The organism is Mucilaginibacter kameinonensis, from assembly GCF_003675385.1.
Classification (GTDB): Bacteria; Bacteroidota; Bacteroidia; order Sphingobacteriales; family Sphingobacteriaceae; genus Mucilaginibacter; species Mucilaginibacter kameinonensis.
This window is the reverse complement of sequence record NZ_RCWZ01000001.1, coordinates 1,471,048-1,491,967: the sequence shown is the minus strand read 5'-3', so window position 1 is coordinate 1,491,967 and position 20,920 is coordinate 1,471,048. Positions and strand designations below refer to the sequence as shown.

Here is a 20,920-nt window from a genome sequence, read left to right as displayed (position 1 = left end):
TTGCCCTCCTTATAAAGTAATATTTACACCTAACTGAACTGAGCGTGGTTGCGGTGGTGTACCCAGGTCAATACCCTGCACATCCTGTCCGCCGCCTACGTTAGCTTCCGGATCGGGCCCTGTGTATTTGGTGAACAGCAGCAGGTTACTGCCCACCACGTAAATGCGCAGCGACTGGATGTCAATTTTTTGAGTAAGTGCTTTTGGCAGTGTATAACCCAGGCTCAATGATTTAAGGCGAATAAAGGAACCGTCTTCCAGGAAGCGGCTGTTTTGTTCAAGCGTATAGTTGTTGCCATAGGCAGTTAAGCGCGGTACATCAGTAATATCGCCCGGCTTTTGCCACCTGTTCAATTGGCTGGCGAATATTACACGGTTAGCATCGCGGGTACCGCCACCTTCGCCAAAAAAGCGGTTCAGGTTAAGCACTTTGTTACCTTCTTCAAAGCTGAACAGAAAGCTGGCATCAAAACCTTTGTAAGTAATGGTGTTGCTTAAGCCGCCAAAGTACTTAGGCAGGGCATTGCCAACTATCTGGCGATCCGCAGTGTTAATCACACCATCTTTGTTAACGTCCTCGAATATGGCGTTGCCCGTTTGCGGATCGACACCTAACTGTTTATACATCCAGAACGAGAACATAGAGTAGCCCTGCTGCATCCTGATCCAGTCGCGGCTGTACTGGTTAATTGGTACCGGCAGCGATTTAATTTTATTAACGTTACCCGAGATATTGAAACTGCTGCTCCAGCTAAAATCTTTTGTTTTGATATTGTTTGAGCTGATGCTTATCTCGTAACCCTTGTTGCTTATTTTACCTACGTTGCTGTAATAAGTGCTATAACCGGTAATCTCCGGAACGGGTAATTGCAGCAATACATCGCTGGTTTGTTTAGAATATAGATCGACAGACAGGTTTAGGTGGTTGTTCAGCAAACCGAGGTCGAAGCCTACGTTGGCCTGCGCGGTGCGCTCCCATTTCAGGTTGGGATTAGCCAACTGCTGCGGCGCGGTACCTGCTTTATCGCCTCCGGTTGTATTGTCAGGATAACCTGCACCGCCGCTCCATAAACCCTGCGCCGCAAAGTTGTTGATACCCGCCTGGTTACCGGTAACACCATAGCTTGCACGCAATTTAAGATCACTGATTGAGTTTACATCTTTCAAAAAGCTTTCTTCCTTAGCACGCCATGAGGCACCTACCGATGGGAAATATCCCCATTTATTATTGACACCGAATTTTGATGAACCATCGGCACGGGCACTTACCTCCAGATAATACTTGCTGGCATAGTTGTATGAAATGCGTGAGAAGTATGAAGATAAGTTAGCCTTTGTCCAGGTTTGGTTGGCCGTACGGGTTGAAGCTGATGAAATATCAGTGTAAGCGTTGTTAGGGAAACCTGTACCCTGTGCCGATGTTAGCTGTATAATATTGCTTTGCAGTGTGTTACCCGCAACTACATCCAAAGTATGTTTTTCGCCAAACAGGTGGTGATAGTTTAAGGTTTGTTCGTTGATCCAGGCAGTGCTTTGGGTTATGGCCGATGTAGCCAGACCATTGGTTGGCGATGCACCTAACTGCGTTTTATCGTTCCAGTATTCAGATTCGTTGTAGTTGTTATAATCAACACTCCAGCTTGAGCGGAATTTCAAACCTTTCAAAATCTCAATATCAGCATAAACATTGCCGATATAGCGTAAGCTTGTGGTATGTACGTTGTAATTATCAATCAACACCTGCAGGTTATCAAAGCCAGCGTAGCGTGCAGGTGTACCATCCGGATTGGTTTCGGGCAGATAGGTTGGTGTATGCAAAGCAGACTGGAACAAACCACCCGCCGGACCATCGCCTGAGCGGGCCTGGTTACGGTACGAACGTGAAACGCTGTTACTTGTACCTACCTGTACCCTATCGCTGATGCGCTGGTCAAGGTTTACTTTAAAACCAAGGCGACTAAAATCAATTGGCTTAATATCAGCCTGCTGTTTAGTATAACCCGCCCCTATATAATATTTGGTATCCTTTGAACCACCTTCTAAAGACAGGTCATAATTAGCCAGGTTACCTGTGCGGAATAATTCGCTCAAACGGTCGTAGGTATTTTGCTGAGATGGTAAGCCCCTTGGTGCCGGTGAAGCGGTAGGGTTATCGTCAGTTGCACGGAAGGGTTGATATTGATAAGTTTTAATACCCGCCGCGTTACCCGCCGCAATGGCATCAGCCTCAGAGTTACGGTAAAACTCATTTACAATCTCGGCGTGCTGAGGGCCGGTTGTCAACTTCCAAAGCCTGCCTTTTGGCTGCCAGGCTAAACCCTGCGAAACATTGAAGTTAATTTTAGGCCTGCTGTTATAATTACCGCGTTTGGTAGTAACAATAACAACACCATTAGCGCCACGCGAGCCATAAATAGCTGTAGCACTGGCATCTTTTAAAACCTCTATATTCTCGATGTCATCCGGGTTAATGTCGGCAATTGGCGATGTAGCCCTGCCGCCTGTGTTTACCGTTTGCAAGCTGGTGTTATTTAAAAACACCCCATCAACTATATACAGCGGATCATTACTGGCGTTGATTGACGTAGTACCACGCACGCGGATAAATATTCCATCGCCAGGTACACCGGTATTTGAATTGATCTGTACGCCGGATGCCTTACCTTGTAACTGCGCGTCAAAGCTGGCAACGGGAGTTTTCTTTACTTCATCGGCCTTTATGGTTGATACCGAGCTGATGAGGTCTTTACGGGTTTTGGTACCATACCCAACTACCACTACGTCATTTAGCTGCTGCGGAATTGGCTTCAGGTAAATTTCAACAGGGCTGCCGTTAACAACTATTTCCTGCTGATCATAACCGATAAAACGAACAATTAATGTATAAGGGAATTTCTGGCCGGTTACAAAATCAAAACGGCCTTCGGCATTAGTTGAAACGGCGTGTGTAGTGCCTTTAATTGATACTACCGCCCCCGGAAGTACATCCCGGGTGGCAGCATCAAATACACGTCCTTTTAAAATGGAATTAACGGTTGCAGGCGGCTCCTGCTGGGCCACTGCCGCAAATGGGAAAAAGAACAGAAGCAGGAAAATATATTTGGAAAGTACAGTTGTGTTTTTACGGATAAATATTTCCATATTTAACGAGGTTAAAATAAATGTTCAATGCGTTTAGTTTAGCTCAGATGCAAACAGGCGGAGTGATTGGCGTTACGTAGCCGGTTTGTCATTGCTACACCGGCAAGGCTTCCTTGCCGGTTATTTTTTAATAGGGGGGTATAGTTTTAGTTCATATGCTGTGTTAAGGTACCTTACAAATTCAAATCATTTTTTTCATAGCGATGCAGGGCCGGTTTGTTAACCTGCTATAATTAATTTCACGAACAGATAGCGTTATTTACAACAACTGCACATACATGCTTTTGGAGAAGCGTGCATTAATTGTGCGTGTTCAGGAAGTACTTTGGTGGTGGTAAAAAAAGTGTTCATCACTCTTGTTTTTTTATTAGTACGGCGACAAACATAGAAATTAAAAAATAAACTACCAAATCTATAGACTATATATTTAATTTGTTACAATTGTTACATTTATCAACCAATAACAAACGTTTGCGTTGCTGCCTGTGCACGTTTGGCTTACTAATACATTATTTTAGAGGAGACCTTTTCTGATGTATTGAACTCGATATGAAGAAGTACGCATTCCTTGTTTATTATATTTTGCTTGCCACAGGCACATTTGGCCAATCAACAAAGCATGATATGCACTTTGATACACTTGCCAGCCGCTGGGATGAGGCTATTCCATTGGGTAATGGTATGCTTGGCGCGCTGATATGGCAAAAATCGGATCATTTACGTTTTTCGCTCGACAGGGCCGACATATGGGACATGCGCCCGATGAAGGGTTTACACCGGCCGGAGTTTAACTATCAATGGGTTATTGACCACGTGAATAAAAAAGACTATGCCCCGGTGCAAAAGTATTTTGATGAACCCTATGATAATGAACCAGCTCCCTCAAAAATCCCGGCGGGTGCTTTGGAGTTTAACACAGGTAGCTGGGGCAAGGTGGTATCTGTTAATTTACATTTGGCAGATGCCCTTTGCCGTGTGGAATGGGCTAATCACGCTGTTCTTAAAACATATATTCATGCTACCGCGCCGGTCGGCTGGTTCCGGTTTGAAAATATCGATACCGATCTTGTACCGCAAATAATTACGCCAAGGTATCAGGGAGAAGTAAAAGTATCCGGCGACCCGGTTGGAGGCGATGACCTTTCAAGGCTTGGCTATCCGCAGGGAAGCATCACAAAACACGGGAATAACATTACCTACATACAAAAAGGATGGAATGGCTTCACTTACCAAATTAATGTAAGCTGGCACAAAAAAGGCCTTCATACTATTGAAGGGATATGGAGTATTTCCTCGCAATACCCAAATCAACAAAAAAATGTTACGGCTGCTGTTACCAACGGGAAAGCTTTAACAAGAGGGTATGATAATGATTATGCTTCGCACAGCACCTGGTGGAAAAAGTTCTGGAATAAATCGGCAATTCATATTCCGGATACCCTGCTCGAAAAACAATGGTATCTTGAACAGTATAAATTTGGTGCTGCTTCAAGAGCCGGGGCTCCCCCTATCTCGCTGCAGGCCGTGTGGACTGCCGATAACGGGCGCTTACCGCCATGGAAAGGTGATTTCCATCATGACCTCAACACCCAGTTGAGCTACTGGCCGGGCTACAGCGCCAACCATCTGGACGAGAGCATGGCCTACCTTGATCACCTTGATCAAAACAAGGTCAACTACAAACGGTATACAAAAATGTACTTCGGCAAAGACGGCCTTGCAGTACCCGGCGTTACCACACTTAATGGTACCGAAATGGGAGGCTGGATCCAGTATTCGCTCTCTCCCACAGTATCCTCATGGCTGGCACAGCATTATTACCTGCAATGGCGGTACAGTATGGACAGAGATTTTTTACAGCGCAGGGCTTATCCCTGGGTTAGCGATGTGGCTAAGTTTATTGAAAACATAACAGTGTTGGATAGCACCGGCCATCGCAAGTTACCCATCAGTTCCAGCCCCGAAATTAATGACAATGACATTACAGCCTGGTTTCATCAAAACACCAATTATGACCTGTCGCTTATGAAATTCATTTTCAAGGCAGCAACTGAAATGGCTGTTGAATTAGGCCTTAAAGCTGAAGCTTCGCACTGGGAAAAAATTGGTTCGGAGTATGGAGACTTTGCCCTAACCAATGCAAATGAACTGATGTTTGCCCCAGGGATGCCCTACAATCAATCCCATCGTCACTTTTCTAACATGATGAGCATCCACCCCTTAGGCCTCATCAAGTGGGAAGATGGGCCGAAAGCACAATCCATAATCAATAACTCTATCCATCTGCTTGATAGTATAGGGCCCGCCTATTGGTGCGGTTACTCTTACTCCTGGCTTGCAAATATGAAAGCACGGGCTAAGGATGGTGAAGGCGCATTGAAGGACCTTAATATTTTTGCTAAGGCGTTTTGTTCTGTCAACAGTTTCCACCTTAACGGCGACCAAACCAAATCAGGATATTCCCGATATCAATACCGCCCTTTTACACTTGAAGGTAATTTTGCATTTGCATCCGGGCTACAGGAAATGCTTATTCAAAGTTATGCCGGATTTATTGAGGTATTGCCTGCTGTACCTGCAGCATGGAAAGACGTGGCATTTGAAAACCTGCGTACTGAAGGAGCTTTCCTGGTAAGTGTAAAGAAAACTGAAGGGCAGATTTCAGAAATAACCATCGCTTCAGAAAAAGGAGGTAAAACAAAATTAAAACTGCCGTTTAAAACCTGGTTTACTAACGCCCGGGAAAATGTGGAAGCAGATCAATTGGAACCTGGCTTTTTAAATCTCAGTTTTAAGCCGGGTGCTGTTATTACTATAAAGAATGGGTTCGAGTAAAAGGAGTAACCAAATGTCTCCCGGTTTTATTATCCTCCTGTTAATTATTGGCAGCTTTATTATTTTCAATATCAAACGTTTGCGCAACATTTAAAAGTAAAACGGGTGAGCTATAAAGGCCGATTTAGACTCCTACTTTACTCACAGCATTTAATCAAGCCTCTGGGTACCTGGCTTAAAAAATACCCGGAAAATGGTACCCACATCCGGCTTGCTTTCTACCACGATATACCCACCTTGTGATTCGATCTGCGTTTTAACGAGGAACAAGCCAACGCCATGAGCTCCAGGCCTGTGCGTAAATGTTTTATATAAACCAAATATTTTGCTGCCGTAGCGTTTAAGATCTATACCGATACCGTTGTCCTGGTACTCCAGGATCACACAATTCTTTTCCTCATCCAAATAGGTACTAATCAGCACTTCCGGCTTCTCATGTTCTTTCTTGTATTTAATAGAATTACTGATCAGGTTCATTAATATGCTGTCAAGGTACAGGCGCGGAAAAAAGACGGCCGGTACAATAAAATCGGTTTCAATGTCGGCTGCATGCAGGTCCAGTTCTGCCCGCATCACAGACAGGACATTCCCTGTAATTTCTTCAAAGCGCAGCAGTTCCGATTCAATTACATTTTCGTTGACCTTAATAATACCTGAGATCTGTTCGATGGTTGCTATCAGGTTATCAGAAACGGTTGTTACTTTATCAAGCAGATCGGCATGGTAAGCATCCAGCTTACTGCGGTCTGCCAGCCCGGTAAGCATCATAATATTGTACGCGTGTGTTCGGAGATTGTGAGTGAGGATGTGCGCAAAACCACTCAACTGCTGATGTCGCTGTTTCAATAAATGATGCGAGGCCTCCTCGGCCCGGTACTTATCAATTTCTACCAGGCTCCCTTTTATCTTAACAACGGTATCGTTCTCGAAAACCGCGCTTCCGGAAAAACGTACCCAAATTATTTTACCCTTAGCAGTTACCAGCTCCAGTTCAAGGTCCCAGGGTGCTCCTGATCGAGATGCTTCAGTTATGGCCGTTTCCAAAGTCCCAAGAAATGGCTCTCTAAAAAAACTTAAGAGATAAGATTTATCCGGTCGCGACTCATTTGAAATATCAAGTATGTCAAATATGGTGTCGGACCAACTGTCACTATGGTTTACCGCATCATGTTCCCAACTCCCTTCACGGGGCAGGTAGTCCGGTTTATCCTGTGGAAAAGCCCGTAAAGGCTGCATTCCGGCATCATCATAGTGATCCATATCCAATCAGTTTATAAGTATTGCAAAATAACCATTAATATGATTATTGGATAAAATACTGATAATTACAACAAATAGTTTTAAAATATAATCATTTACCCGGCATAATTTCCCAATTCCGCTATAAAATGCCATTTTCCGGATGTTTATTTTTTGTTTAAATTCAGCATTAAAATCATAATAATGAAATTGAGATATCTTGCTGCGCTGCTATTGTTTACTATAATTAGCTGTAAAATGAGCAGGGCTGCAAATGCGGCTGGGATTACCGATACTTTAGGCACGAAGATCCAGACTATTAACTACCAATTGAAAGCATCGGGCGAAGACACCGCGACTTTGGAAGATGGGCTGATGCCATGGATTAGCCTGGACCATCCCGAAAAACAGATAGACAGCCTGATTGGTGCCAATGAAGTAGTGCTTCCTTATAAAAAAGTCACTTTGATTATAGACTATCCGCTAACCAGGCAAGCCGTTTTGGAGATCAGCTCTCAAACCGAAAACTTTACCAGGAAAGACCTGATCCTGGCTATTAGCAAAAAATATCACGAGATATATGAAGAGGAAACAAAAACGGCGCAAACAAAAGTAGTCCCTCCCGACCAGCGAAATGGCGTGATAAACCGGAATGAAACCGAGGGTAAATATGGTATTTGCTGTCATGATCTTACCGATCTCGACCTCGGTTCTGTTGAGGTTTACAAGGGCATTAATGATAAAATATACCTGATATTGGAAGTTGAATCATGACAAGGATGGTAAAAACACTTTTAACAAATACTTAACATCGGCCTATTAATTTCGAACCATGAAAAAGCTCATCTCTTTACCGCTCGCTATTATTGTTATCCTATTTCTTGCTTCATGGGGCAAGACGGGGCATTTTGCTGTAGGCCGCATTGCCGAGAAACATCTTTCCGAAAAAGCTAAAGCTGGTATCCGCGAGCTGATTGGCGATACATCCCTGGCAGAGATCAGCGTTTATGCCGATGAATTAAGAATGCAGGATGCCTATAAATATACCACGCCGTTTCATTATATCAACCTGCCCCTCGGCCTTAACCGTGATAAGTTTAACACTACCGTCGTGAAGCAAACCCAAAGCAATGTGTATTCGGCACTGAGCAAATTCAGTCTTGACCTTATAGAACCGGGTAAAAGTCATGAGGAAAAAGTAATGGCCCTAAAAATGATCGTTCATTTGGTAGGCGACCTGCACCAGCCTATGCACGTGAGCAGGGCCGAAGATCAGGGTGGCAATACCATCATGGTATCGTTTCTTGGCAAACCCGGTAATCTGCATGGCCTGTGGGATAGCGGACTTATTGAACACACCGGCCTGAACGATGTTGAACTGGCCAAAAAAGTAGATCATGCTACCGACAGCCAGATCAGCGCCTGGCAACAGGATGATATCCTCACCTGGATGTATGAAAGTTACCAGGCCAGCAGCCAGCTTTACCGCGATGCCCAAAAAACGCCAGACTTTAACGAAGCTTACTATCGCTCGCATCTGCCACTGGTTGAAAGCAGGCTCGAAAAAGCAGGCATCCGCTTAGCAGGTATCCTGAATGAAGCCTTTAGCGGTGGGCCTTATAAGATCATCCCGCCGCCTGCCGTAATGGAGCTACATTAAGGTTTATTCAGCTTTAAACTGCGGATGCAGCACGATCTGCGCGGCCATAGCCGATAAATCCTGACCGGTAAATGCACCCGCGCCATCAAACTCGAAGCGATGGGCGCTGTGTACGGTGATGGTTCCGAGTGAGCCATCCGGCGGTAGGTCAACCGACCTCGCCTGCTCGCGGTCAAGCCAGTCTTCTGACTTATCAACGGCATAGATTTTAAAAGTATTGGGTTGTGTCTGCGGTTCAAACCTTAACAGTTGCTGGCTTTGGCCAACCCGGATTTCAAATGGTTTCATAAGTGTTTTGATCAATTAATGAACGGCCTCCTGTTATTGCTTCCAACAGGTCGCTTAAATTATGGTTTTGTCGCACCAAAGAAATAATACACCATCATCTCCACAAAAAAACGAAGGTTACCGGTTGATATTAGTTTTGTTACCGCTGCACTTTTTTTATACCTTCGCCGTCCGCAAATTTTTATCGTTTTATCCCTCCTGTTATGAAGAAGTTTTTATACGGCATCGATTTTGGGACAACCAACTCGGCCCTTGCTATTTACGACGAAGAAACGAAAGAAATAAGCAATACCATCATTATCCCGTCGCTCATTTATTTCTACCCGCAGTCGGGCCCGGGCAATACGCCAAATTATGTTGTGGGTGAAGAAGCGATAACAGCTTACCTTAATGATAATATGAAGGGGCGCTTTATCAAATCAGTAAAACAGATCCTGTCCAGAAGTAGTTTTATAGAAACCCGCATCCAGGGCAAGAAATATAACGCATCTGAACTCGTAGCGATCATTTTAAAAGAACTGAAAAGCCGCGCAGATGAACTAACGGGACAGGATTGCAAAAAAGCCATCATCGGCCGACCTGTTTTTTTTGATGACGACGATACTAAAAAAGACAGCCTGGCACAAACCCGGCTTACTAAAGCCGTAGGGCTGGCTGGTTTTGAAGAGATCCGCTTTCAGTTTGAACCAATCGGGGCTGCTTTTGCTTATGAAAAAAGCCTCTTAAAAAAGGAACATGTATTGGTAGCCGACCTTGGCGGTGGTACTACGGATTTTACCTATTTAGTTCTTGATCCCGAAAAAACCGGCAGTAAAGACCGGCAGAACGATATCCTGGCCAATGGCGGTATTTATATTGGCGGGGATAGCTTTGACTCGGCATTTATGTGGGACAAAGGCACCCCATACTTTGGTAAAAACACGCAGTATGAAGCCACCCCGGGTAAGGTATTAACTGTACCTAAATCGCTGTTTGCCAATATCTGCTCGTGGGAACAAATGAACTTTTTTAATAGCCTGCGCATCCAGAAGGACATAGAGGATTACTACTATTTTTCGGGCAATGATCCGCAATTTAAAAACCTCATTACCCTTATCGAGAATAACCTGGGCTATTCGGTATTTCAATCTATAGAAGAAACAAAGATCAGGCTTACAACCGCCAGCGCGGCTAAGTTTAGCTACCGTAAAATGGATATCCGCATTGATGAAGAAATCTCATTAGCTGATTATGAACAGATCATCGCTAAAGATGTAAACCGCATTGCCAACTACCTCGATGAGTTTCTGTCAAAAAACAACATCGATCCGGCTAATATTGACAGCCTGTTTTTAACCGGCGGTACATCTATGGTAGGCAGCATTCAAAAGCTGTTCAAAAACCGCTTCCCTCATATCCGGCTAAATTCGGGAGATAATTTCAAGAGTGTTGCTAAAGGTCTGGCTTATAGCGGGTACCTTTTCGCCGAGTGATCTCCAATAAAAGAATCAAAATAAGGCAATCGCCGGAGCAATACTCCGGCGATTGCTTTTTATAGCTTAGTTAATAAGTGGCAGCAAGTCTATCAAATCATTGATAACCGCGTCTGGCTTGGCCGAAAGCAATTGTTCTGCAGTATGGGCCCCAGTAGTTATCCCGATATTTAGGCTGCAACCGGCATTTTGGCCTTCTTCTATATCGATGATCGAGTCGCCTACTTTAGCTACTTCGCTTCCATTAGTGATACCGAATTTATCCATAGCAAACAAGATCATATCCGGGTTAGGCCTGTTCTTGCTCACATCCGAAGCGGTAACAAGGGCATCAAAGTCAGTACCTTCTTTCCATCCTAATTTATCGATGATTGATTGCGCTGTTGCCCTGTCATAACCTGTATCCAACACGGCATAGATATTCCGCTGTTTCAATGCCGAAAAAAGGGCTAAAGCATTATTTTGCGGCAGGATATCGGCAGTAGCGTAGGCTGTTGTAAGCTGCTCCATAAAATTCTCAAAAATCTGTCCAATCAGTTCTTCATCGGTATTATTAGCGTAAACAGCCAAAACCGACCTGATAGCCTGCTTTTTTTCTTTGCCGGCACCTTCGGTTAGTACCTGGTCAAGATTAAAATCAAACCCGGCCTCATTAATAGCTTTCTGAAGAGTTTTATATACCAGGTTATCTTCATTAACTGTTGTACCGGCCATATCAAAAACGACCATTTTTAGGTTATGCTTCATTTTAATATTTTTTAAAAATTCATGTTTTAATTAATAGCGACGCCCACCCGCACCGGTTTGCTTTCGGTAGCGTAACGAAAAGCATTGTCTACTTCGTTGAGCGTAAATTCTTTTTCTACCAGTTGTTCAAAAGGGTATTTGCGATAGTTGTTTTCAATAAAGATGGCTGCATTTAAAAAATCATCATAGTTATAATTATGCAGCCCTTTTATTCCGAGCACGCGACGTACAATCAGCTGCGCATCGACAGGTACGGGAGCAGCCGGAAATACGGCCCCTATCCAAATGGCACTGCCACCAAGCGCAAGCGATTCGACACCTGCTTTCATCGCTTCAGGATGGCCGGTCATATCGAATACCAGGTCGGCATCGGGCCATGCAAAACGCCCGTCATCATTGTTTTTTGCAAAGGTAAATATTTCGTCGGCACCAAATTTCGGCCCCCAGGTAAGGCGTACCTCATCATTATCAATAAGACCTACCCATTTAGCTCCTGCTTCCCGGCACATGGATACGCAGGATATCCCCAGCAGCCCCGCGCCAAAAACAAGCACGCTTTTACCGGCCATATCACCGGCAACCCTTAACGCGCCGGCTACTGTTGCATGCGCACAGCTGATAGTTGCGGCAACCTTTAACGGAATTTCAGAGGAGATTTTCAGAAAGGCTGTATTAGGCCTTAATACACAATAATCGGCCAGGCCTCCGTTAAACAAATCGTGGGTTGAGGCCTGGGCATGTCCATACTTAAATAACTGTTCGCTTTTTTGAGGCAGATCAGCTCTTGGCGCTTCAATGCCCGGGGGCACCGCGAAGATAGACCAGGTAACCCTGTCGCCAACAGCCACAGTTTCGCCCCTCATATCCTTTACTGTTTCCCCTTGTGGTAGCCATAGTATATCGCCCGCAATTTCATGGCCTAAAACTACCTCGTCAGGCTCCTTACGATGCCCGCAAAAAGTGTGAATATCGCTGCCACAAAGCGTGGTATAACGGTTCCTGACCAATATCGATTCCTTGTCAAGGAAGATATTTCCCTCAACCGTGCGAAAAGGCTTTCCAGGCCCTTCAAACACTACAGCTTTGCCCGGCGGGAAGTTTGGTGTTTCTTTGAACATGGGGTTTTAATTTTGATTTAAAATATAAATGACCGAATACCATCAGCAGCATCCCGGCTATACCCAGGAAAGTGCACATTTGTAAAAAGAGTGATAATACGGAATCGGTTGTATGTGTAAAATACCGTAAAAGCATCAACCCGATGTAGCCCGTGTACCCAACCGAGTCAACCACATACATCAGGAAACTTACTGTTGCGCACTCACGGGTAATAGCGATGAGCCGCTCAAAAACAACCGCGTGCACAGCCACATAGGGCAGGTAAACACCCAAACCAACCAATACCATAAATGTAAATTTCCCCATACCGCCGTACAAACCGGCCAGGGCCAGCAGCAGGATCAGAAAACCGGCAAAACTGGTGAGCATGGAAAGACTGAACGCCCGGTAATGATTTTTGATAAGTACAGTAAGGCCCGTAACTATGATAACACAGAATGAAACAATTAACTCGGAAGTAGTGAACAGTTGCGGTGTTTGCTTATAGCCAAGGCCAGCCCATAGTTCAACGGCAAAATCAGCCCTTACACTGCGCAGCAAAGTAACAAACAGGTAAACGGCTATGATGGCCAGTAAGCCCGGTGCGTATTTATTGAAAAAGTGCCACCTGTCGGCCCCCGTCATCGGCTCCCTTGCCGAACGTGAACTTACGTCAGTAACAGTAGGCCGCGGCACACAGGCCAGCATGATAATAAACAATAGTGCCGGCAACATAAACACCAGTCCGGCGACAAAGGGCATCCAGTTTTCGTTAACACCCACTGTTAACAAAAAAGCCCCTACCGATTTTGATACCCCATCCGACAGGATAAAGCTTGCGCAAAGCCCGGCAATTAAAAATTCGGTTTGTTTACGTCCCTCTAAAAAACTGAGCACCAAACCAAATATCACGCCCAAGGGCAAACCGTTCAATAACATGAACGCTAAATTCCAGGGGCGGGGAACCAATGCAAAAAGCAACAGCATCAGCTCGGCGAAACCTATCAGCATGATGATAGCCCAGATGCGCCTTGCGGGCCTTATTTCCGAAACGAATTTAATACCCACCCATTTTGCCAGTACATAGCCTATGGTTTGGGCAATGATCATCCCAAACTTATAACTCAAGCCCCATAAACCGGCATCAGCAAACGCGGCTGCAGTATAGGGTTTCCGGTAGCCGTACATACAAAAATATGTGCCAAATGCCGCGATCAACGACCATGCGGGATTGGCAAATACTTTTTTTAACCTCTCGGAGCTATTCTGGAAAAACATTTAAATTGGCTTAAGATGTCAATGTTTAGCAAAACTAAACAAAGTTTAACAAGCCAATGGATTGTAAATATTAAATTTATGTTATTAATTCATTCTCAAATAACTCTTAAAACAAAGATCAGCGACTTCAGAAAGGCAAAAATGTAAACATCCATTTCACCGGGTTATTGCTATCCTTCGCGGTGAAAACTGCAACCGGCAGTTTTATCAACACGGTATTCCATCCCTTTTTTAAACTGATCTTTACCGGATCCCGGTATTCATAGTCTTCATCTATCAATGGTGATTCGAGATTTCCTTTCCTGCCTGCAAATTTCAAATCAGGTGCTTTTACAAGGTTTCCATTTACCCATACGGCGCTTCCCCTGCCATCCCATGTACCAGGATTGGCGGTATCGGTGGCATATGAACGTGAAAGATTGTTAAAACCTATCCAACAGTTTTTATCTACATCGGTATCACTCCATATTTTTGTGGAAGCATACCATGTGGTATTTTCCTTAGGATTAGCTATTAAACCAGTCACCAAAGGATGCCACCAATGCTTTAATATTAATGTGCCGCCTGCCGCGGTAAATACCGAGCTATTCTCAACCAGGGAATCCAATTCTGGTTTAAACCTTGCTTCCAGATTACCGCCATTGCTATAAGGGCCATAAAATTTCCACACTAAATTTTGCTGTTTCCGATACGGAAAAGGTAGTGTTTTAAAGTGTTGCTGCTTTTGATCAAGCAGCCGGTTTTCAAATGCTTTAAAACTATCAAATGCTGATGTATCTGATACCGGAATAGCTGCTGTCCAACCCGGTCGCCCTCCGCCCCGCCATGACCTTTCGGCAAAGGTTAGTATAGCCGGATAAACCGGGTTCATCGTTAAAAGGTCTTCCTGCCGGTTTACGGCCCTATCGTTCCACAAACAGATCTCACCTCCTAAAACATTATCATTACCTGCAGGCACATCACCAATCATGCGGTAAAAAAGAGTTGTCACACTTTCCAGCGGATCCATATGATTAAGGTACATATGCCGCGAGTCGATATATTTTATCTTTTTATCAACAGCACCTTCTTTCATCCACAGTTGCCTGATAGTATTTGCAGGTACAATACCGCCCGGGCTCCATCCTATGGTTTTTACACCGTATTGTTCAACTGTGCGGCAGATCTCCGGTAAAAAGCCTGCATTGCTAATCTTCACCTCGTCACCGCCAATATGCAGGTAAGCAGGTTGATAGGTTTCACATACCTCCCGGATGATATCTTTCAATATCCGTATGCCGGTATCGCTTTGCATGTCGACATGAAAGGCTCTTTTAAACGCGCCGCTGTGCCCTGGCATGTCAATTTCAGGCACAAATTCTATATGGCGGTCTTTGCAAAAGCGTTGTAATTCTTTTACGTCATCAACACTATAAAATTGTCCCTTATCCCTGAGCATATTTTCGGGCTTAGTCAACTCCGGATATTGTTTTATGGCCAGGCGCCAGGCAATGTCTTCCGTTACGTGAAAGTGAAACACATTCAGTTTGTACAAAGCCATTATATCAATCTGTTGCTTCAACTGCTCAACCGATTGATAATTGCGACCAACATCAACCATATAACCCCGCCATGAAAATGCAGGCCAATCTGTTATATCACAGGCATCCAGCATTACATTATCTCTTAGTAACTGACGTAAGGTTTGGATGCCGTTAAAAATACCGTGAGCTGTGTTGGCCGTTATCTTTACATGATTTTCCGAAACCTGCAAGCGATAAGCCTCCTCCGCGTGTTGGGGCACCTTAATTTTAGCGAGCTTTAATTCGATGTAAGGTTTATGAGCAGAGGAATCATGGTCGATTGAATATGCGCCATTTACCTTTAACAGTTCCTCTACAATATTTGCCTCATTTACCAAACCTTTATCGGCAATAACAGAACTGCAACTGTAAAATGGAAACAAACCGGACTGCCACTTTAAAGATCGCGGCAAGGGCATTAAAGACGGTTTCGCACCCAGGTCAAATACATAGGGATAAAGCAGGTGCTTCCAAAGTAGGTATCCTTCGCCTTTTAAATGAAGCCCATCATTAGTAAGCTCGGGGTTGAGCAGTCCGTCTGCCCCGCAAAAAGCGTCATGAATATTGATAAAGGTGTAATGATTGCTGTTCGCACCTGTTTCAAGTTGTTGATTTACTTTAATAATTTGTGCAGACTTACCCGTATGTGTTCCAAACTTGTTATAAATTTTATTAACAGGTAAAATGCTCTGTACATAAAGCTTTGTATCAGAAGTTTTTTCATGCAGATAATTGGCGATCAGCATAATGTTTTTAACAACGCTATCCGGCGAGGTATTCCGCGACAGATCATTTACGCCGATAAGCAGAAAAACTTTCGCCGGTTTGCGGTCAGCCACTTCAGGTAGTCTGGCGATTAAACCGGCACTGATGTCCCCACTGATCCCGCGGTTTTTAATACGGCTATCACCAAATAATTCGTTCCACTCCGCTCCGTCGGTAATACTATTCCCTAAAAAAATGATATCGCCCGTAGTTTTGGGCAGCGTTTTAAAATGGGTTACCCGCTGCTGATAGTAAGTTGAAAATAGCGAATCACGATATACAGGCAATTGCACCTGCGCAGCCGTCATCAGCCTGAAAACAAGCAAACAGCACAAAGTGGTAAAAGTCCGTTTACCAGTCATGTCGGGTAAAAACTATCTGTTTATAATCGTCCTTTTCGTACAGGATACCTATATGCTTTTGATCAATAGCCACCAGGTCTGAGTAAGCGCTGTAATCTCCATTATAACCTTCTGGCGATTTTGCGATAACATAGTTCTGTTTCCAACTTTTACCTTCGTCAAAACTAACACGAAGCGTTAGGTTATCCCGGTGCAGCGTATCGGCATCATTACAAACTGCTATAATAGCTTTGCCTTTACTCTTACCCAAATTTAAGATACTCCCCTGGCAAACCGGATCGGGCAAGTGCGCGTCAAAATAAGTGGTATCCCAGGTTTGGCCACCGTTGCTGCTTATAGCAACAATTCGTTGTTTTACATTACCCAACTGGTTACGAATATTCATCATCAGTTTGTTACCACTGAGTTCGGCAGCCATATTTTCATTGGCTCCCGGTAAATTCACTTCATCGCTCAGCTTAAATGTTTTGCCATGATCATCCGTATAATAACCAAAAGCCCGTCCATCGGCGTAATGCTTTTGCGGCTCACCTGCCGAATGATTAGATGCTATATAGATCCTGCCCTTATATTTTCCGGCTGTTAGCTGTATGGCATGGCCAGGGGTATTGGCATAGCTGCGCCAGTCTTCATTAAAGTTATAAGCGCTGTTAACCTGCGGCTGTTTGGGTTTGTGCACCTGCAAGGTAATATTCACCGGGGCTGACCAGCTTAAGCCATTATCGGTTGATGTTTTATACCACACCTCACGCAGACCTTTTCCTTTACGCACCATGTTTTCGGGTGCATTACCTGTATTATAAAATAGGAACAAACGTCCTTTGGGATAGGCAGGATCGGTGTAGTCAACCACCGGGGCGGCATTACCTGTTTGCAGCGTATCATTGGAGGCCACTACCTGTAAGGCTCCCCATGTTTTACCACCATCAGTGCTTCGTTTCAATACGATCTGGATATTACCAAAATCGCCTCCGCCATTTACTCTACCTTCTGCAAAGGCAAGTAGCTCCCCGTTTGGCGCTTTAACAATAGCCGGAATCCTAAACGACTTATAGCCGTCGGCCCCCGATTTAAAAACCGTTACTTCCTGCTGCTGCGCATAAACAGCACTAACAAACAGGCTGATCAATATGGATATGATTGATTTCTTCATGTTATTTCAGTTGTTTTAATAATTGCATACAATACCATTCCTGACGGGGTAAATGAAAAGGCCCTTTAAACAAATTACCTTTGGCCGTTTGCGCCAAACTACCATCCCTGTGCAGGTAGCCAAACCATTCGCCGTTTACCGGGTCATGAAATTTATCATAAGCATAATCATGAACCATTTTGTGCCAGCGGGCATATTTTTCGTTACCAGTGAGGGTATAAGCCAACAGGGTGGCTATGATCACCTCGTTGTGCGGCCACCAGAATTTCATATCCTGCCAGTATTCCTGCACGGGTTTATCATAAACATCGCGGTAATATAAAATGCCGCCATGCTCCTTGTCCCAACCGCGTTCCCACATATAATCCAGCATAGTGCAGCCAAGCTCAATCAGGTGCGCATCATTATTTCGGTATTTGGCTTCGTGAAGTATAAACCAGGCACCCTCCATGGCATGACCGGGGTTTAGGGTACGCCCATCGATATGGTCAATAATACTGCCATCAGGTGCAACCTGTTCCATAACGCATTTAATATCGTGCTTTACAAAATCGGTCTCAATTTCTTTGATCCATTTTTCGATGTACCCGTCGCAGCGTTCATCGCCAATGGTTTCGCGTAATTGCTGGGCCGTATTGATCATGATCATGGGTACACCAATACCTTTTGAAGGACGTGTAGAGGTAAACTTTGCCGGAAGCAAACCGGGCACCGTGGCATACTCAATACATTTGCCAAACAGCTCCCTTGCTTTTTGAGCGATACCCTCATCGCCCGAGGCCTTGGCGTAAGCCGCCATGGCAATAACCGCGAATGTTTCGGAAAAAAAGTAACGACGTTTCCGGATGGGTTTGCCATCGCGGGTTACGTGGAAAAACATTTGTCCGTCGGTATCGAAACAATGATCAAGCAAAAAGTTAATGCCCGAGCGGGAAGCATCCAGCCACTCCTGTTTGGGCTCTACGGTATTATACAAAGTGGCCAGCAACCAGGCGGCCCTGCCCTGGATCCAGACGGCTTTGTCATCATCAATCAGGCTTCCGTCCTGATCACGCATGAACAGGTAGCCACCGTGTTCTTCATCAACAGAGCGGGGGAACCAGAACGGCACCGTATCCTGGAGTAATTGACGTTCGTAAAATGTTTTTAAAGTATGTAAATCGGTTTCAGAATAACTCATTTCAGTAGATTTTAATAGAACACATTTTCCTTTTCATGCGGTTGCATGGTAAATGTTGGAGCTGGCAGCCCCATCTCATTAATTAAATTAGCGCGGGTAAATGGCTGCATGGCGTAGTTGATTGCCTTGATATTTTCACCTGCCGGAATAGTAAGGTATACTTTACTCCCCCTGATAGCTGCGATTGGCAAAATACTTTGACCTTTATTGTTGATCAGCTCAAAACCTATCAGGTCTTTATTATTTGCTGTTTTTAGCTGGGCGGCAAATTCAAAGGATATCACAATTTGATTACCTTGTCTGGTAGCTGTCAACGGTTCGGGACTATTGGCTTTTACAGGTTGGTGATAAGTATAACGCGCTGCCAGCAGGGCCAGTCGTTCTCCTATTTCCCGCTTCCTGGTGGGGTGTACGTTCAATGAATCGCCGAAGTCAAAGCTTACAGCCATTTGCATATCGGGGATCTTCTTTTGCAACTTACGCTGAGTATCCCTGAAAACTGGCCATGAGGGCCTGTTGATACCCGATAGTTGTACAGTGTAAAAAGGCAGATCAGCCCCCCACGTCTGCCGCCAGCTACTTACGAGCGTTGTAAATAAATGGCTGTAAAGTTCAACGTTATGCGTATTGCTTTCGCCCTGGTACCATACCACTCCTTTTATGGGGAAGCGCGTAAGCGGATCGATGGCCGCTTCATAATTATAACAGGGCTCATAGCTATGCCGTTGCTTAATATTAACTGCATTCTTTAAATTGATAGCTGCCCTCTCCCGGCAAAAAGCCATTTCATAATCAGAACTACGCCAGTTATTCAGCATATCAACCAGTTGATCATCATGCTCCATAGTATAACGATCTATCCATGACTCGGTTGGTGAACCGCCTACAGCCACTTCAATCAAGCCGATAGGCACATCGGTATCTTTGGCTATCTTTTCACCGAAATAATAACCAACCGCCGAAAAGTCCGCCGTCGAACCGCTGTCGCATGCTTTCCATGAACCTGAAAAAAAATCGAGTTTGTTGGCTTTGGCTAAACTTACCGAATCCCAAACTACCGGATAAGTTTCTGCCTGTGGGCCGAGTTTATATAAATGCAGTTTTGCGTTTGTCGATGCAGCTTTTATAGCAGCAATACCCTCTGCCGAGTGATTTAGCGGAAAATACATGTTGGATTGTCCGGCACAAAGCCAAACATCGCCCATCAAAATATTGTTGAGGGTGATGCTGGTATCTTTAGTACTCACCGTCATTTGAAAAGGCCCGCCTGCCTTTGATGCAGGCAGCGTTACTTTCCATTCGCCATTTTCATCTGTATTCGCTTTTACAACAACTTTTTCGAATCTAACGGTTATTTCAACTCCGGCATTAGCTGTACCATATACCGGGATTGGCCTGTCACGCTGTAATACCATCTGGCTGGCGAACACGGACGGTAGTTTTAAACCACCATAATTACCGGTAAGCCTGCTGTAAGCCGTCCGGGCCAATATTGATGCACCTTCCTTATCTGGATGCAAATTATCGGCAAAGAGATCAGGGCGGTTATGAAGCGGCTTATTAAAATCGATCAGGTCGACTTGATTTGCTTTTGCAATCAAAGGGATCAGGTTTTGAATTTGCCAGTACCAATCCCTTGTACCTGATTTAAACCGCGGATGCCCGCTAAAGATTGGCGTTAACCGGCAAATGAAAATATGTACACGCGGATTGGCTTTCCTGATTGTATCAATCAACCAAGCATAATCCGCTTCAAAGTTTTGCCTGTAATCGGGCCAGTCCCGCGGATCGGTATCGTTAAGTCCGAGATGAATAATGGCTATGTTTGGCTTAGATGCTATGAGCCCTTTAAACTCCGGCGTTTTATAGTACGGATTATGACCGCTTTTAAGCAATGTAGCGCCGCTATGCCCAAAGTTTAAAACGCTGTATTGAGTGCCCAGCAGTTTTTGTAACCGAGCGGGGTAGCTTTCCTGTGCAGGATTAGCCAACCCGTAGCCATAGGTAACCGAATTACCAATGCAGGCTACCTTGATACCTCCGGTTTGCGCACATAACTGTTTTACCCCAATCAATAAAGCAAACAGCAGCAATGGGTAATACTTATTATTAAATTTCATCTGCTAAATTTTAAGGATTG

The 20,920-nt window shown here is 44.5% G+C and carries 14 protein-coding genes; 4 read left to right on the top strand and 10 right to left on the bottom strand.

The window, feature by feature from the left end; all coding sequences use genetic code 11:
- Nucleotides 1-9: 9 nt before the first annotated feature.
- On the bottom strand, nucleotides 10-3,141 hold the full coding sequence (locus EAH55_RS06665) for a SusC/RagA family TonB-linked outer membrane protein (protein ID WP_121808928.1): 3,132 nt from the start codon (nucleotides 3,139-3,141) through the stop codon (nucleotides 10-12).
- A 549-nt stretch (nucleotides 3,142-3,690) separates the two neighbouring features.
- Here EAH55_RS06665 and EAH55_RS06660 point away from each other — a divergent pair.
- Nucleotides 3,691-5,976 (top strand): glycosyl hydrolase family 95 catalytic domain-containing protein, encoded by a 2,286-nt coding sequence (locus EAH55_RS06660; RefSeq protein WP_121808927.1) that lies wholly within the window; start codon nucleotides 3,691-3,693, stop codon nucleotides 5,974-5,976.
- Nucleotides 5,977-6,126: 150 nt separating this feature from the next.
- Here the strand turns inward: EAH55_RS06660 and EAH55_RS06655 are convergent, their stop codons facing one another.
- Complete coding sequence (locus EAH55_RS06655) at nucleotides 6,127-7,236, bottom strand: sensor histidine kinase (RefSeq protein WP_121808926.1); 1,110 nt, start codon at nucleotides 7,234-7,236, stop codon at nucleotides 6,127-6,129.
- Between the two features lie 183 nt (nucleotides 7,237-7,419).
- Between EAH55_RS06655 and EAH55_RS06650 the strand changes: the two genes are divergently transcribed.
- A complete protein-coding gene (locus EAH55_RS06650) occupies nucleotides 7,420-7,989 on the top strand; it encodes a hypothetical protein (RefSeq protein WP_121808925.1) in 570 nt (189 codons plus the stop codon).
- Nucleotides 7,990-8,047: 58 nt separating this feature from the next.
- Nucleotides 8,048-8,875 (top strand): S1/P1 nuclease, encoded by an 828-nt coding sequence (locus EAH55_RS06645; RefSeq protein WP_121808924.1) that lies wholly within the window; start codon nucleotides 8,048-8,050, stop codon nucleotides 8,873-8,875.
- 3 nt (nucleotides 8,876-8,878) lie between these two features.
- Here the strand turns inward: EAH55_RS06645 and EAH55_RS06640 are convergent, their stop codons facing one another.
- Nucleotides 8,879-9,163 carry a hypothetical protein gene (locus EAH55_RS06640; RefSeq protein WP_121808923.1) on the bottom strand — a complete coding sequence of 95 codons (285 nt, stop codon included), beginning with the start codon at nucleotides 9,161-9,163 and terminating at the stop codon, nucleotides 8,879-8,881.
- A gap of 203 nt (nucleotides 9,164-9,366) precedes the next feature.
- Here EAH55_RS06640 and EAH55_RS06635 point away from each other — a divergent pair, with 203 nt between their 5' ends.
- Complete coding sequence (locus tag EAH55_RS06635) at nucleotides 9,367-10,635, top strand: Hsp70 family protein (RefSeq protein WP_121808922.1); 1,269 nt, start codon at nucleotides 9,367-9,369, stop codon at nucleotides 10,633-10,635.
- 66 nt (nucleotides 10,636-10,701) lie between these two features.
- Here EAH55_RS06635 and EAH55_RS06630 read toward each other — a convergent pair whose 3' ends face one another.
- From EAH55_RS06630 to EAH55_RS06600, 7 genes are all read right to left on the bottom strand, one after another.
- Entirely contained in the window at nucleotides 10,702-11,382 is a 681-nt protein-coding gene (locus EAH55_RS06630) for an HAD hydrolase-like protein (RefSeq protein WP_121808921.1), read from the bottom strand.
- A gap of 26 nt (nucleotides 11,383-11,408) precedes the next feature.
- A complete protein-coding gene (locus EAH55_RS06625; protein WP_121808920.1) occupies nucleotides 11,409-12,500 on the bottom strand; it encodes a zinc-binding dehydrogenase in 1,092 nt (363 codons plus the stop codon).
- Nucleotides 12,451-13,758 (bottom strand): DUF5690 family protein, encoded by a 1,308-nt coding sequence (locus EAH55_RS06620; protein ID WP_121808919.1) that lies wholly within the window; start codon nucleotides 13,756-13,758, stop codon nucleotides 12,451-12,453. The genes EAH55_RS06625 and EAH55_RS06620 overlap by 50 nt, the downstream gene beginning before the upstream one ends.
- Before the next feature lie 127 nt (nucleotides 13,759-13,885).
- A complete protein-coding gene (locus EAH55_RS06615; protein WP_121808918.1) occupies nucleotides 13,886-16,447 on the bottom strand; it encodes a family 20 glycosylhydrolase in 2,562 nt (853 codons plus the stop codon).
- The gene (locus tag EAH55_RS06610) at nucleotides 16,437-17,600 is read right to left on the bottom strand and encodes a sialidase family protein (RefSeq protein WP_121808917.1); all 1,164 of its coding nucleotides are present in this window, start codon (nucleotides 17,598-17,600) and stop codon (nucleotides 16,437-16,439) included. Before EAH55_RS06610 ends, EAH55_RS06615 begins: the two co-directional genes overlap by 11 nt.
- Before the next feature lies 1 nt (nucleotide 17,601).
- The gene (locus tag EAH55_RS06605; RefSeq protein WP_121808916.1) at nucleotides 17,602-18,780 is read right to left on the bottom strand and encodes an AGE family epimerase/isomerase; all 1,179 of its coding nucleotides are present in this window, start codon (nucleotides 18,778-18,780) and stop codon (nucleotides 17,602-17,604) included.
- An 11-nt stretch (nucleotides 18,781-18,791) separates the two neighbouring features.
- Nucleotides 18,792-20,900 (bottom strand): GDSL-type esterase/lipase family protein, encoded by a 2,109-nt coding sequence (locus EAH55_RS06600; RefSeq protein WP_121808915.1) that lies wholly within the window; start codon nucleotides 20,898-20,900, stop codon nucleotides 18,792-18,794.
- Between the last annotated feature and the right edge of the window lie 20 nt (nucleotides 20,901-20,920).

What these genes read in the sequence shown, in the direction of transcription:
- EAH55_RS06600 (WP_121808915.1), bottom strand. Translation starts at nt 20,900, where the DNA reads ATGAAATTTAATAATAAGTATTACCCATTGCTGCTGTTTGCTTTATTG.
- EAH55_RS06645 (WP_121808924.1), top strand. Translation starts at nt 8,048, where the DNA reads ATGAAAAAGCTCATCTCTTTACCGCTCGCTATTATTGTTATCCTATTT.
- EAH55_RS06660 (WP_121808927.1), top strand. Translation starts at nt 3,691, where the DNA reads ATGAAGAAGTACGCATTCCTTGTTTATTATATTTTGCTTGCCACAGGC.
- EAH55_RS06635 (WP_121808922.1), top strand. Translation starts at nt 9,367, where the DNA reads ATGAAGAAGTTTTTATACGGCATCGATTTTGGGACAACCAACTCGGCC.
- EAH55_RS06630 (WP_121808921.1), bottom strand. Translation starts at nt 11,382, where the DNA reads ATGAAGCATAACCTAAAAATGGTCGTTTTTGATATGGCCGGTACAACA.
- EAH55_RS06615 (WP_121808918.1), bottom strand. Translation starts at nt 16,447, where the DNA reads ATGACTGGTAAACGGACTTTTACCACTTTGTGCTGTTTGCTTGTTTTC.
- EAH55_RS06605 (WP_121808916.1), bottom strand. Translation starts at nt 18,780, where the DNA reads ATGAGTTATTCTGAAACCGATTTACATACTTTAAAAACATTTTACGAA.
- EAH55_RS06650 (WP_121808925.1), top strand. Translation starts at nt 7,420, where the DNA reads ATGAAATTGAGATATCTTGCTGCGCTGCTATTGTTTACTATAATTAGC.
- EAH55_RS06625 (WP_121808920.1), bottom strand. Translation starts at nt 12,500, where the DNA reads ATGTTCAAAGAAACACCAAACTTCCCGCCGGGCAAAGCTGTAGTGTTT.
- EAH55_RS06640 (WP_121808923.1), bottom strand. Translation starts at nt 9,163, where the DNA reads ATGAAACCATTTGAAATCCGGGTTGGCCAAAGCCAGCAACTGTTAAGG.
- EAH55_RS06665 (WP_121808928.1), bottom strand. Translation starts at nt 3,141, where the DNA reads ATGGAAATATTTATCCGTAAAAACACAACTGTACTTTCCAAATATATT.
- EAH55_RS06610 (WP_121808917.1), bottom strand. Translation starts at nt 17,600, where the DNA reads ATGAAGAAATCAATCATATCCATATTGATCAGCCTGTTTGTTAGTGCT.
- EAH55_RS06655 (WP_121808926.1), bottom strand. Translation starts at nt 7,236, where the DNA reads ATGGATCACTATGATGATGCCGGAATGCAGCCTTTACGGGCTTTTCCA.
- EAH55_RS06620 (WP_121808919.1), bottom strand. Translation starts at nt 13,758, where the DNA reads ATGTTTTTCCAGAATAGCTCCGAGAGGTTAAAAAAAGTATTTGCCAAT.